Annotated in this window: 9 protein-coding genes and 1 pseudogene; 2 read left to right on the forward strand and 8 right to left on the reverse strand. The window is 74.2% G+C overall.

Annotated features, from left to right (window positions below):
- From UW392_RS05135 to UW392_RS05160, 6 genes and pseudogenes are all read right to left on the reverse strand, one after another.
- Nucleotides 1-873: pseudogene (locus tag UW392_RS05135) on the reverse strand (hydrolase); the annotation flags it as partial.
- Between the two features lie 187 nt (nt 874-1060).
- A complete protein-coding gene (locus UW392_RS05140; protein WP_320773656.1) occupies nt 1061-1441 on the reverse strand; it encodes a toxin Doc in 381 nt (126 codons plus the stop codon).
- Between the two features lie 3 nt (nt 1442-1444).
- A complete protein-coding gene (locus tag UW392_RS05145; RefSeq protein ID WP_320773657.1) occupies nt 1445-1690 on the reverse strand; it encodes a hypothetical protein in 246 nt (81 codons plus the stop codon).
- Between the two features lie 91 nt (nt 1691-1781).
- A complete protein-coding gene (locus tag UW392_RS05150; RefSeq protein ID WP_320773658.1) occupies nt 1782-4025 on the reverse strand; it encodes a glycoside hydrolase family 9 protein in 2244 nt (747 codons plus the stop codon).
- Between the two features lie 172 nt (nt 4026-4197).
- On the reverse strand, nt 4198-4731 hold the full coding sequence (locus UW392_RS05155) for a hypothetical protein (protein ID WP_320773659.1): 534 nt from the start codon (nt 4729-4731) through the stop codon (nt 4198-4200).
- A gap of 75 nt (nt 4732-4806) precedes the next feature.
- A complete protein-coding gene (locus tag UW392_RS05160; RefSeq protein ID WP_320773660.1) occupies nt 4807-7908 on the reverse strand; it encodes a glycoside hydrolase family 2 TIM barrel-domain containing protein in 3102 nt (1033 codons plus the stop codon).
- Between the two features lie 261 nt (nt 7909-8169).
- Here UW392_RS05160 and UW392_RS05165 point away from each other — a divergent pair, with 261 nt between their 5' ends.
- Both UW392_RS05165 and UW392_RS05170 read left to right on the forward strand, forming a co-directional pair.
- A complete protein-coding gene (locus UW392_RS05165) occupies nt 8170-10554 on the forward strand; it encodes a SpoIIE family protein phosphatase (protein ID WP_320773661.1) in 2385 nt (794 codons plus the stop codon).
- Between the two features lie 99 nt (nt 10555-10653).
- Entirely contained in the window at nt 10654-11352 is a 699-nt protein-coding gene (locus UW392_RS05170; RefSeq protein WP_320773662.1) for a DUF4232 domain-containing protein, read from the forward strand.
- A gap of 66 nt (nt 11353-11418) precedes the next feature.
- Here UW392_RS05170 and gap read toward each other — a convergent pair whose 3' ends face one another.
- A complete protein-coding gene (gene gap / locus UW392_RS05175; protein WP_320773663.1) occupies nt 11419-12417 on the reverse strand; it encodes a type I glyceraldehyde-3-phosphate dehydrogenase in 999 nt (332 codons plus the stop codon).
- A 133-nt stretch (nt 12418-12550) separates the two neighbouring features.
- Complete coding sequence (locus UW392_RS05180; RefSeq protein ID WP_320773664.1) at nt 12551-13510, reverse strand: GlxA family transcriptional regulator; 960 nt, start codon at nt 13508-13510, stop codon at nt 12551-12553.
- Nucleotides 13511-14051: the final 541 nt, after the last annotated feature.

Below are 14051 nucleotides of genomic sequence, written 5' to 3' on the forward strand. Positions count from 1 at the left end.
GTGCCGCGCGGTGCCGTCCCCGGCGCGCGCGGAGGACGCGCTGCGGCCGGGCCGGGAGTCGAGGTAGCGGCGGGCGCCCCAGCCGAGCACGGCCTCGGCGAGCAGCCCCGCGAGGCCGGTCTCGAAGTGGCCGAGCTGCTCGGCGGCGTTGCGGCAGTGGCGGCACTGGGCGAGGTGGTCGCGGACGTCCGGCAGGAGCGTCGAGCCGCGCCGGATCGGGACGTCGAGGAGGCGGTTGTAGAACCGGCAGTCCGGGGAGGGCGCGAGCTGCTGGTGGGCGTGGACGCACGCCTCGCGGAACTTCTCCCGCGCCTGCGCGAGCGTCGCGGCGGCGGTGTCCGCGTCCAGGCCGAGCAGGCCCGCCGGGACACTCAGGGGTTCGGCCTCGACCTCGGTGTGCCAGAGCAGGCAGCGGGCGGTGACCGGCAGGGAGTCGAAGGCGCGGGCGGCCAGGGTGCGGTTCTCCGGGGTGAGGGACTTCGCGGCGCGCATGCCGCGGCCGCCCGCCGGTTTGAGCAGTTCCGGCAGGGCGCCGGTGGTCCGTTCGTCGGCGGACCACTGCCGGACGGTGTCGCGCACGGCCACCAGGAGCCTCGGGCGCAGGGCCGCGGCCGGGTCGCCCTGGGCGAGCCGGTCCAGGACCCTGCGGAAGGCGGCCGCGGTGACCATGGCGGCGATGTCCGACGAGGTGGCGAGGCAGATGGCGGCGTAGTCGTGCGCGGGCCGCCAGTGCCGCGCGGTGAGCAGCGCGGCGGCGGCGGCCGCCTCGCTCTCCGGACGTTCCCGCAGCCGGGCGGCGAGGACGTCGTCGGACTCCCCCGGGTCCCCGCCGGTGGGTGGGCGGAGCGGACGAGGGGGGTGGGGGGTGGGCACTGAGAGAGATCCTTCCCACGCGTATGCGACTAGGAAGCAGGGAGCGCGCTCAGCGACGGCGAAGCGGACCCGGTCCATGGGTGCGCGTGCGCCACCCGGCCGTACCCCCCGCACGGAGGCATCACTCTGGCACGAACTCCCGATGGTCAACAAGGCACTTGGGGAACTGGCGGGAGTTGAAGAAAAGTCAGATCTGCCAGGAGCGGAGCCGGTCGGCCGCGCGGTAGACGTCGGCCTTGCCGGACATCAGGTCGCGGGCGAGGTCGACCAGGGCGCCGTAGGGCGGATCGATGCCGACGCCGCTGACGAACATGTAGGCCACGGCCGTCGCGCAGGCGAAGCGGGCGTTGGCCGACGGCAGGGGTCTGAGCACGGCGAGGGTGTGCAGCAGGGCGGCGGCCCGCCAGGCGGGGTCGGAGTCCACCCCGAGGCGCGGCGGGTCGACCCGGTGCCGGGCGACGGCGGCGACCAGTGCGGAGAAGTCGTTGACCGTGGGCTGGTCCGGCAGCACTTCCTCGTGGCGCTGGAGCAGCCAGGGCACGTCGATGTGGATGACGGAGGCGGTCATGCGCTAGGCGGCCCGTCCTGTGCCCGCGGCGGGCGGTTCGTCGTCGGGGAAGGCGGCCGCGAACTCGTCGGCGTGCGACCGGAAGAAGCTGCGGAACGTCTCCGCGCCCTCCTGGAGCGCCCGGTGGCGCTTGATGTCGGCGGCGGCGGCCTCACGGACGAGGGCCTTCATCGACGTACCGCGCTCCTTGGCGATCTGGCGCAGGTCCTCGAGTTCGCGGTCGCTGAACTCCACGTTCAAGGCTGGCATGCCCCCACGGTACCGCTCGGGTACTGACTCGTAAATAGCGCCTGGTCAGCACCGGGGCGAAGCGGTACCGCGGGGGGGCGGCGCGGGTGGTTCAGCCCTGGTCCGCCACGAAGGCGGCGACACGGGCCAGCGCGGCGTTCCAGTTGATGGTGAGTTCGTTGGTCGACCAGGACTGTATGTCGTCGATGTAGCAGAACTGGCCGACGCAGCCCTGGAGCTTCGCCTGGGCGAGCGGGTCCTGGATGCTGGAGTTCGGGCCGCCGGAGAGCGTGCCGGCCGGCGGGTTCGGCAGCGCCGGTTCGAGCTGGCGGGCGTACCAGCGGCTGTGCTGGTTGTGCGCGTTCACCTCGCCGTAGCCGGTGACGTAGGAGATGTTCAGCGCGTTGCGGCCGAGGATGTAGTCCATGCTCTGCACCGCGCCGTCGCGGTACCTGGCGGCGCCGGTCAGGTCGTACGCCGTGGCGAGGACGACGGCGTTGTTGAGGATCTGGTGGCTGGAGCCCCAGTCGTAGACGTTGCCGTCGGGGGCGTACGGCATGCCGTACGGGTGGGCCTCGACCGTGGCGAGATAGCGGTCGGCGCCCTCGACGACGGAGCGGCGCACGGCGTCCCGGCCGGGGAGGCGGCTCGGGACCGTCGCCAGGTCCAGGCGGGCCGCGGCGGCGGTGCGGGCCCAGTCGAAGCCGATCGGGCCGAAGATGTCGGCGGTGTGCACCGGGGAGTCCAGTACGTACGTCCTGAACTCCTTCTCGCCGGTGGTCAGGTACAGCTCGGCGGCGGCCCAGTAGAACTCGTCCCGGACGTCCCGGTCGGGGTAGGCGCCGCCGCCGATGCCGTCGTTCTCGTCGGCGTACACGTCGGGGTGGGCGAGCGCCGCCGCCCAGGCCGTGCGCGCGGCCTTCAGGGCGCGGGCGGCGAAGGCGCGGTCGTAGGGGGCGTACAGCCGGGCGGCCTGGGCGGCGGTGGCGGCGAGGTTGAGGGTGGCGGCGGTGGTCGGCGGGTGCAGTTCGCGCTTCTGCGGGTCGGCGCTCGGCAGCAGCGGCAGCCCGGTCCACTGCTCGTCGTGGATCTTGTGGTGGGCCATGCCGGCCAGCGGCTGCCCCTCGGGCACCTGCATCCTCAGCAGGAAGTCCAGCTCCCAGCGGACCTCGTCGAGGAGGTCGGGGACCTTGTTGCCGCTCTCGGGGATGTCCAGCGTGCCGTCGCGGAACGCCGACGGGGTGCCCGTACGGGCGTGCAGCGCGCGCTCGTAGGTGCTCAGCAGCTCCCAGGCGGAGATGCCGCCGTTGACAACGTACTTGCCGTGGTCGCCGGCGTCGTACCAGCCGCCGGAGACGTCCAGACGGTGGTCGCAGGCACCCGGCCGGCAGGGGACGTCGGTGTCGCCCTGGTTGGGCGCGACGCCCACGTGTCCGGCCGCGCGGCCGTAGCCGGGACGCAGGTCGTCGCTGATGGCGGTACCGCTGCGCTGGGTGTAGTAGAACTTCGCGGCGTCGGTGCGCAGCCGCTCGTAGGCGTCGGTGCCGATGTCGAAGGGGCGGCTGGTCTCGCCGTCGGCGACCAGGGTGAGCCCCTCGCCGCGCTTCCGGTACCGGCCGAAGTCGATGGAGTGGACGTTCTGCCCGGAGGAGGCGTCGACGCCGCGCGGCACGGAGCTGCCCTCGGCGACCACGGTCCCGGCGGCGCTCCTGAGCTGCCAGGGCAGCGCGGTGGTGGCGTCGGTGACGAGGGTGGCGTTCTTCGGGCCGGACGGCAGGTAGGCGACCTGGTTGACCCGCACCCGGGGTCCGGTGTCGGGCTCGTAGGGCTCGGGGGCCGCGCCGCCCAGCAGGGAGACGTCGTCCACGCAGAACCGCCAGGGCTCGGCGCCGCCCCCGACCTGGAAGGCGACCTGTCCCTGCGCGGTGCCGGCGGGCGCGGTGAAGGTGTAGGCGTAGCTGTCGCCGGAGACGCTCGGCTGCGGGCTCACCTCGTAGTAGGCGTCGTACGGCTCGACCGCGAGGCCGACGACGGCCCGGACGACGTGTCCGCCGGGCGTGCCGCTCGCGCTGAAGGAGAACCGGTAGGTCTCCCCCGCGGCGAGGGGGATGTCGTTCTGGCCGATGATCACGTCCCAGCGATCGGCCGTCCCGCCGGGAACGTCGGCGCAGAGGCGGCCGTCGTCCACGGCCGCGGTGATGTTGCCGGTGGTCCACCAGGGCGCGGTGCCGTCGTCGAAGGTGCCGTTCCTGACCTGCTCGGTCTCCTCGGCGCCCGCGGGACCCGCGGGCAGCGCGGTGACGGCCGCCGCCAGCAGGCCGGTCAGGGCGACGAGGACGGTTCTGCGTCTGTTCACGTCTGGGCTCCTCGGGGGGAGGTGCGGGTGGGCGCTCGCCGATGTCGGACTCAACTCGTGGGAGCGCTCCCAGATGCGGTCGGAGCCATGTTTGTTGCAGGCATGACAGTCCGTCAACGGTCCGGACGGGGCGGATTCCGTCCGGACCGTCGGCGGGATGGCGCCGCGCGCCTCAGCGGAGCCGGCGCGCGTAGGCGTCGTCGCCCGCGCCGCACGGGCCTCGGGCCATGTTCTCGGCGGCGGTGGAGAAGGCGACGGTGCGGGCGCGGGCGTCGAGCGGGCGGTCGCCGAGTATGGCGTAGCCCGGCCTGCCGGGCCGGCCGGTGAGCGCGGCCTTGCCCGAGGCGTCGGCGACGGCGGCGTCGGGAACCACCGTCAGCCGCCCGGTACGCATGTCCCGCACGCCGGTCCCCACACCCGGCCTCGGGACGCCGGTGCCCGACGTGAACGCGACGTACCGGCCGTCCGCGCTGACGGTGACGCTCCGCGCGTACTGCTTGTTCCCGCCGATGTCGTTGCCGGCGTACCTGAGTTCACCCGTCCGCATGTCACGCCGGTAGGCCGACTGCTTGGGGTGTGTCTCCCCGGGGATCAGATCCGGCGAGTCCGAGAGGAAGACGGCGTAGCGGCCGTCACCGCTGAGGGCTCCGGAGCTGCCGCCGCGCGGCGACTGGCTGCCGTCGGCGGCCGTGCTGACGCGCTGCACACGACCCGTCCTGAGGTCCCGAAAACCGTACAACCCGGCGGTCGGATCGACCGTCCGCGTGCGCCGGGCACCGTCTCAGGCGGCCGGCGTCTCCAGCCGGCTGATCCGTATCGCGCCCCGTGGCTCGCCGGGGTACCGGCTGGTCAGGGTGAGGCGGAGACGCGAACCGCGGACCGGGTCGAAGGTGAGAGCCGTGGGGGTGTCCGAGGCGGTGGCCCAGTCGGTGCGGGCGTTCTCCACCGGCCGCCACGCCCGTCCGTCCCACACCTCGGCCGTGATCGCGGCGGGCAGGCTGTGGGTGGCGTCGGTGGTGAAGGAGACCTCGGCCCGGTCGAAGCGGCGCATCCGGCCGTGGTCGACGGAGATCCAGTCCTCGGCGCGGGCGCCGGAGAAGGCGGGCAGCAGGGCGGTGGCGGCCTTGACGAAGCCGTTGGACCAGCCGGTGGCGGGGTCGCCGTCGAGGACGGCGGCGGGCAGGGTGTCGGGCCGTCCCGAGTAACCGGCGTCCGCGTGCGGGAGTCCGGCGGGCGCGGGGTGCTCGGGCCGGAACTCCGGCGCCGGTGTGGTGGCGCGGGAGGCGGCGCGCTCGGTCCGTACGGCCGCCGTGCCGGTGCGCAGGCCGTCCGCGCGCGCGGTGACCGTCAGCGTACCCGCCCGGGTGCCGGAGCGGACGATGGCGAGGGCCTTGCCGTGGAACGCGGTGCGGGTGGTGGCCTGGTAGCGCTCGGCGCTCTCCTGGCGGCCGTTGTCGAGCCCGGCCAGGGAGCCGCCCGCGACGCCGAAGGTGATCAGGTGCTCGGCGCCGGGCACCACCGTGCCGCGCCGGTCGACGACGTCGGCGGTGACGAACACCAGCGAACGGCCGTCCGCCGCGAGCGACTTCCGGTCGGGGGTGAGCCGGACCGCGTACGGCTCACCCGCCGTGCGCAGCACGTCGGTGGCGACGGTCCTGCCGTCCCGGCGGGCGACCGCCTTCAGCTCCCCGGGTTCGTAGGGCACCTTCCAGGCGAGATGGAGTTTGCCCGCGCTGCCGTTGGGGCTGGTGTAGCTGCCCGGCCAGGGGCCGTCGGTGAAGGTCTTGTCGTCGCCGGTGGCCTCGGTGGTCTCCAGGTAGGCGCGGCCGTCGACGGTCCTCTTGGTGTCGAACTCCCGCACACCGAGGGATTGGCCGTTCAGGAACAGCTCCACGGTGGCGACGTTGGCGTAGGCCCACACCTCGACGGTGTCGCCCTCCCGGTGGTTCCAGGTCATGGGCAGGAGGTGGACCATCGGCTCGTCGGTCCACTGGCTGCGGAACAGGTGGTACATGTCCTTGGGGAAGCCCGCGGTGTCGACGGCGCCGAAGAAGGACGCCTTGACCGGGAAGACGTCGTACGGCGTCGGTTCGCCGATGTAGTCGATGCCCGACCAGAGGAACTGTCCCGCGAACCACTTGCGGTCCCGGTCCTTCTTGTGGCCGTACTCGCCGCTCATGGTCCAGGAGGCGAGGTTGTTGTCGTAGGAGGAGGTGGCGCGCCTGCCGGGGGTGTGGTTCTCGCCGGTGTTGAGGTGTTCGGGCTCCTGGTAGGTGGAGCGGGTGGAGGTCTCCGAGGAGGACTCGGACTCGAACAGGAAGAGGTGGGGGTAGGCGGCGTGCAGCGCGTCGACCGACTTGGCGGTGTTGTAGTTCAGGCCGAGCCCGTCGAGCTTGGCCAGCATCAGGTCGGCCGCCGATCCCTTCGCGGGCAGGGAGCGGTACTTGTCCGAGCCGATGACCAGCGGACGGGTGTCGTCCGCCGCGCGGATCGCGCCGATGACCCGGTCGGCCATGGCGAGACCGGCGGTGGAGGTGGAGTCGGGGACCTCGTTGCCGATGGACCACATCACGACGGCGGGCGAGTTGCGGGCCGCGAGGACCATCTCGGTGGCGTCCTTCTCGCACCACTCGTCGAAGAACCGGCCGTAGTCCCAGCGGTTCTTGCCGGTGCGCCAGCAGTCGAACGCCTCGACCAGCATGACGATGCCCAGTTCCTCGCACGCCTCGATCACCGACGGGTCGGGCGGGTTGTGCGAGGTGCGCAGGGCGTTGACGCCCATCGACTTCATGATCTCCAGCTGGCGGCGGACCGCGTCGGCGCCGACGGCGGCCCCGAGCGCGCCCAGGTCGTGGTGGAGGTCGACACCCTTGAGCTTGGCGGGGACCCCGTTGAGGTGGAACCCCTCCTCGGGGTCGGTCCGGGAGGTGCGGACGCCGAAGACGGTGTCGTAGGTGTCCACGGTCCGCCCGGCGACGCGCAGTTCGGTGCGCAGGGTGTAGCGGTGCGGGTCGGTGAAGTCCCAGAGCCGGGGCCGGGCGACGGTCAGCTCCTGGGTCTCGGTGCGGTCGTCGCCGCCGCCGACGGCGACCGTGCCGGCGGCGCGGGCGACCACCCGGCCGCCGCCGTCCCGCACCGTGGAGCGGACCTCGACGTCGTGCGCGGCGCCGGAGGCGTTGACGACGGTCGTCGCCACCCGTACCAGGGCCGTGCCGGCGCTCACCTCGGGGGTGGTGACGTACGTGCCCCAGCGCTGTACGTGCACCGGCTCGGTGACGACCAGCCGGGCCTCGCGGTAGATGCCGCTGCCGGAGTACCAGCGGCTGCTCGGCAGCCGGTTGCGGACCCGGACCGCGAGGACGTTCTCGGTCACGCCGTCGGTGTGGACGAGGCCGGTGAGGTCGAACGCGAATCCGGTGTAGCCGTAGGGGTGGCGGCCCGCCTCGGTGCCGTTGCACCAGACGTACGCGTCCATGTAGACGCCGTCGAACTCCACCGAGATCCGCTTGCCCGTGAACGCGGCCGGGAGCGTGAACGCCAGGCGGTACCAGCCGAGGCCGCCCGGCAGGAAGCCGGTGCCGCTGGTGGTGCCGTACTCGGTGGTGGGGGTCTGCTCGATGCTCCAGTCGTGCGGGACGGCGACCTCGCGCCAGGCGGAGTCGTCGTGGCCGGGGTCGGCGGCGTCCGCGTCGGACTCGTCCGCGCCCACGGGGTCGGCCAGGGTGAAACGCCAGCCGTCGCGGAGGGCCACCGTGTGCCGGCCCGCGGCGCTTCCCGCGGCGTCCGCGGCCTCGGCGGCTCCGGCCGCGGGGACGCTCAGCAGCGTCCCCGCCGCCGGGGCCGCCGCGGAGGCGATCAGGACCGATCTGCGTGTGACTGTCATGGCTCTCCCTCATCAGGGCCCAGAAGTACTCACAAGTGATCGTGAACAAACAGAAACTGTCGATGCGTCGCAGGGGTCCGTCAAGGGGGCGGAGGCGCACTTTCACCGCACGGACCGCACCCGTCGCGCCGGTCGAACACGCCGTGCGCCCGCCCGGTGGCGTACAGCCGGAGTTCGGGTCCGCGCGGCCTGTCCGACGCACTACGCTGTAACCCAAGTGACACACCGTTCACTGTGAGTGTGCGCGATGGAGTGGCGACGATGAGCCCGGTCAACCCGTACGACGATGCCGCCACGGCCCGGGCCGTCATCGACGACGCCGGCGTGGTCCAGCGGTGGAACGAGGGGGCGCGCCGGTTGCTCGGCCGCTCCGCGGCGGAGGTCGTGGGCCGGCCCGCGGCCGGTCTGCTGGCCGGTTCCGGCCACGGCCCGCCCGCTCCCCCGGGCCCCGACGAGGAGCGCCGGCACGGCACCCTGGAGCTGCGCCACCGCGACGGGCACACGGTCTCCCTGTGGGTGCTCGCGCACCGCCGCCGCACCGAGGAGGGCCGTCCCGACGGCTGGCTGCTGGTCGCCCCGGTGGGCGGCTGCCCCGGCCCGGCGGACGATCCGCTGACCGCTCTGGCGCTGGCCCAGTCGCCCTGCGCCATGCTGGTCTTCGACGAGCGGCTGCGGCTGCACGGCGCCAACGCCGCCATGGCCCGGCTGATGGAGCTGCCCGCCGCCCGCCTGCGCGGCCTGCGGCTCACCGACATCGACGGCCAGACCGAGTACGCCGAGATCGAGGAGCTGATGCGGCAGGTGCTCGCCACCGGCCGGCAGCGGGACGTGGAGACGTTCCAGCGCGTCGCCGGGGAGAACCGCGCCTCCGCGTGGCTCGCCCGCATCGCCCGGCTCACCGGCCCGGACGGTGCGGTGCGCGGCATCTGCGTCAGCGTCCACGACTTCACCGAGCAGCACGCCGCCCGGGTCCGGCTCCAGCTCGTCAACGAGGCCAGCGTCCGCATCGGCTCCACGCTCGACGTGACCCGCACCGCCGAGGAGCTGGCCCAGGTCTGCGTCCCCGCCCTCGCCGACTTCGTCAGCGTCGACCTGCGCGACCCGTGGGAGCACGGCGGGGAGCACACCGGCCCGCCCGCCCCGCCCGTGACCCTGCGCCGCGCCGCCCACCGGTCGATCACTCCGGGCACCCCCGAGGCGGTCGCCAAGCCGGGGCAGGTCGACGAGTACCCGGCGGGCTCCCCGCAGGCCGAGTCCCTGGCGTCGGGCGGCGCGATCGTCGCCGCGGTGCCGTCCGGGGACACCGAGCGCTGGCGCACCTGGGACGAGGTCCGCTTCCGGCGGGTCGAGGAGTACGGCATCCATTCCACGATGTCCGTCCCGCTCCAGGCGCGCGGCACCACCCTCGGGGTCGCGGTCTTCACCCGCTTCCGGCGCCCCGAGCCCTTCACCCACGACGACGTGCTGCTGGCCGAGGAGGTCACGGCGCGCGCCGCGGTCTGCATCGACAACGCCCGCCGCTACTCCCGGGAGCGGGAGACGACGCTGACCCTCCAGCGCAGCCTGCTCCCCCGTCACCTGCCGCCGACGGCGGCCGTGGAGGCCGCCTCCCGCTACCTCCCGGCGGCGCGCGCCGGAGTGGGCGGCGACTGGTTCGACGTCATCCCGCTCTCCGGGATGCGGGTCGCCATGGTCGTCGGGGACGTCGTCGGCCACGGCATCCAGGCTTCGGCCACCATGGGCCGGCTGCGGACCGCGGTGCGCACCCTCGCCGACATCGACCTCGCCCCGGACGAGTTGCTGACCCACCTCGACGACCTGGTCCTGCGGCTGTCCGACGAGTCCGGCGGCGACGGCACCGGCGAGGTCGGCGCCACCTGTCTGTACGCGGTGTACGACCCGGTCTCCCGGCGCTGCACCCTGGCCCGCGCCGGTCATCCGCCGCCCGTCCTGATCCCGCCGGACGGGCCGCCCCGCCCGATCGAGCTGCCGTCGGGGCCGCCGCTGGGCCTGGGCGGGCTGCCGTTCGAGTCCACCGAGCTGGAGCTGCGCGAGGGCACGGTGCTGGCGTTCTACACCGACGGTCTGGTCGAGACCCGGGAGCGGGACGTGGACACCGGGCGGGCGCTGCTGTGCGAGGCGCTGTCGGCCCCGTCCGACTCCCTGGACGAGACCTGCGACCGGGTGCTGGAGACGCTGCTGCCGCCGGGCGGCGCCGCCGACGACGTGGCGCTGCTGCTGGCGCGGGCCCGGGGCCTGCCCCCGTCCCGGGTCGCGACCTGGGACATCCCGCCCGATCCGGCGCTGGTCGCGCCCGTGCGCAAGCAGGTCCTCGACCAGCTGGCGGCGTGGGAGCTGACGGAGGCGTCCTTCACGGCGGAGCTGGTGGTGAGCGAGCTGGTCACCAACGCCATCCGCTACGGCGCGCCGCCCATCCGGCTCCGGCTGATCCATGACGCGACCACGCTGATCTGCGAGGTCTCCGACACCAGCCACACCGCGCCGCACCTGCGCCGGGCCAAGACCTGGGACGAGGGCGGCCGGGGTCTGCTGCTGGTCGCCCAGCTCACCCAGCGCTGGGGCAGCCGGCACACCGGCGAGGGCAAGACGATCTGGGCGGAGCTGGGACTGCTGGACGAGGAGTGAACTCCGGTTTCCCCGGCCCCGCGACGGGACATCCGGACAGAAGGGACGTACGGACGGACCGGCTCCGGTCGCGGCGGTCCCGAGGAGTGTGAGGCAGCGATGGCGAACATGTCCCGGCCCCCGCACCGGACGGCCCTGCTCGCGAGCGCGGTCGCGCTGCTGGGCGCCCTGTCCGCCTGCGGCGGCGACAGTGATACGGCGGGCCCCGGCCGCTCCCCCACGAGCGCCACCGCCGGCGGGCCCTCGACCGGCACGCTCACCGCGAGCCCCCCGGCGTCGAGCGACGGACCGGGCGACGGCCGGAGCTCCGCGCCGGAGTCCGCCCCCGGCTCCGCGCCGAGCGACACGGCCGGGTCCGCCTCCGCCTCGGGACGCACCGACGGCCGCTGCCGCACCGGTGAGCTGAAGGCGTCCGTGGGGCGCGTCGACCCGGGCGCCGGGCAGCGCAACTTCCCGGTCGTCCTGACCAACACCTCGTCGCGGACGTGCACCCTGTACGGCTTCCCGGGCGCCGCGTTCGTCGACGCGTCCGGCAAGCAGCTCGGCCCGGACCCGGCGCGCGAGGCGGCCTCGCCCGAGACCGTCACGCTGAAGCCGGGCGGCAGCGCCTGGGCGGGGATGTCGTTCGCCAACCCCGAGATCAGCGGGGCCCGCACCGCCGACCCGGCGTCGATCCTCGTCACCCCGCCGGACGAACGGGACTCCCTGAAGGTGACGTGGAAGGCGGGCGAGGTGCCGGTGGGCGGTGACGAGTCGGAGGTCTCGCTCACCGCCCTGACACCCGGCACGGGCCCCTGACAGCCGGCACGGGCGCCTGACACCCGGCACGGGCGCCCTGGACACGCACCGCCGGCCGGTCCGCGGTCAGCCGGCGGCCAGGAACTCCAGCGTGTCGATGACCCGGTTGGAGAAGCCCCACTCGTTGTCGTACCAGGCGACCACCTTGACGTGGCGGCCGTCGACGCGGGTGAGGGCCGAGTCGAAGACGGACGAGGCGGGGTTGCCGGTGATGTCCGACGACACCAGCGGGTCCTCCGAGTACTCCAGGACACCGGCGAGCGGGCCCTGCGCCGCGGCGCGGTACGCCGCCAGCACGTCGTCGCGCGTGACGTCCCGCGCGACGGTCGTGTTCAGCTCGACGATCGAACCCACCGGCACGGGCACGCGGATCGAGTCGCCCGACAGCTTGCCGTCGAGGTTCGGCAGGACCAGGCCGATCGCCTTGGCGGCACCGGTGGTGGTCGGCACGATGTTGACGCCGGCGGCGCGGGCGCGGCGGGCGTCGCGGTGCGGGCCGTCCTGGAGGTTCTGCTCCTGCGTGTAGGCGTGCACCGTCGTCATGAACCCGTGCTCGATCCCGGCGAGGTCGTCGAGGACCTTGGCCAGCGGCGCGAGCGCGTTGGTGGTGCAGGAGGCGTTCGAGACGACGGTGTGCGCGGCCGGGTCGTAGGCGTCGGTGTTGACGCCGTACGCGAGGGTCACGTCGGCGCCGTCCGAAGGCGCGCTGACGAGGACCTTCTTGGCGCCCGCGTCGAGGTGGGCGCGGGCGGCCTTAGCCGAGGTGAAGCGGCCGGTGGCCTCCAGCACGATGTCGACGCCGAGTTCGGCCCACGGAAGCCGCGCCGGTTCGCGCTCGGCGAGCACGGTGATGCGGCGGCCGTCGACGACGAGGGTGTTCCCGTCGACGGTGACCGGGCGGCCGAGCCGGCCGGCCGTGCTGTCGAAGGCGAGCAGCCGGGCGAGCGTCGCGGGCTCCGTCAGGTCGTTGACGGCGACGACGTCCAGGGTGCTGTCGCGCTCCAGCAGCGCGCGCAGCACGTTGCGTCCGATGCGGCCGAATCCGTTGATGGCGATGCGGGTCATGAGCCGGTTTCCTCACTGTTGACGCGTCCCTACGCCCCTACAGCGTCGCGCGCGGCCCGTGGTGCGGACAGTGACGTGATCGCCATGGTTCGAAAGGATCTCGCCAGCCGTTCCGCGCGGTGGGTCCGGCGGGTCACTCGCCCCGGGTGAAGGTCCGGCGGTACTCGCTCGGCGTGGTGCCGAGGATGCGCTGGAAGTGCAGCCGGAGGTTGGCGCCGGTGCCGAGGCCGACGTCGGCGGCGATCTGTTCGACGCTGCGCTGGGAACGCTCCAGCAGTTCCCGGGCCAGGTCGATCCGGGCGCGCATCACCCACTGCATCGGCGTGCAGCCGGTCTCCTCCACGAACCGCCGGGAGAACGTGCGCGGCGAGACCTCGGCCTGCCGGGCCAGGACGTCGAGGGTGAGGACTTCGCCGAGCCGGCGCAGGGCCCATTCGCGGGTGGCGGCGAACCGTTCGCCGAGCGGCTCGGGAACGCTGCGCGGCACGTACTGGGCCTGGCCGCCGCTGCGGTAGGGGGCGGCGACCAGACGGCGGGCGGCGTGGTTGGAGGCGGCCACGCCGAGGTCGCCGCGGAGGATGTGCAGGCACAGGTCGATGCCGGAGGCGGCGCCGGCGGAGGTGAGCACGGAGCCCTCGTCGACGAAGAGGACGTTCTCGTCGACCCGGACGTGGGGGTGCCGGGCGGCGAGGGCGCGGGTGTAGTGCCAGTGCGTGGTGGCGCGCCGGCCGTCGAGGAGGCCGGTGGCGGCGAGCGCGAAGGCGCCGGTCGAGATGGCGGCGAGCCGTGCGCCCCGGTCGTGGGCGGCGACCAGCGCGTCGACGACCGGCCGCGGCGGGTCCTCGCGGTCCGGGTGCCGGTAGCCGGGGACGAAGACGATGTCGGCCCACGTGAGCGCGTCGAGGCCGTGCCCGACGTGGTACGCGAGTCCGTCCCCGCCGGTGACGAGCCCGGGTGCCGCCCCGCAGACCCGCACCTCGTACGGCATGCTCGCCCGGGTCGTGAACACCTGCGCCGGGATACCGACGTCGAGCGGCTTGGCCCCTTCGAGCACGAGGACGGCGACACGGTGCGGGGACGGGGAGACGGGCACGGGGAGAGGGTACGTGGGGAGGGCGGCCAGGTGCACCGGACCCCGCGCGCGGAGCCGGGCCGAGACATCCCGACCCTCGGCTCACGCGGCTGCCGGACGCCGGGTGCGGCAGGCGGCGGGCGCCGTGGGCAGGCGCCGGACGCCATGGGCGGCGGGCGCCACGAGCGGCAGGCGCCGTGAACGGCAGGCGCCGGGGGCGGGCGGGCGCTGTGGGCGGGCGCCGGGTGCGCCGGTGGGGAGTCGTTCCGTCCCGTCCGTACCTGCCTCCAGGTGACCGTCCGGCGTGGGAGCAGGCGGCGCGGGCCGGGGGCGGCGCATGGTGCTCGGAGGCGACCGGCGTCCGGCCGGTCCTGGTCGACCGCCGGAGGACGTTGTGCCGACCCGCCCGAGAAGTGTCACGATCCTGGCCGGTGCCGCCGTGCTCGGCCTCTCCCTGGTCCCGCCCGTGTGGGCCGCGCCGGAGCCGGCGTCGACGCTGTGCGCGCCGGCCGGCACCCTGCGCGGCGAGCAGGGCCGGCGGGTGTCGGTCAGCCTGTGCGCG

This window comes from Streptomyces sp. CRN 30 (assembly GCF_034105845.1).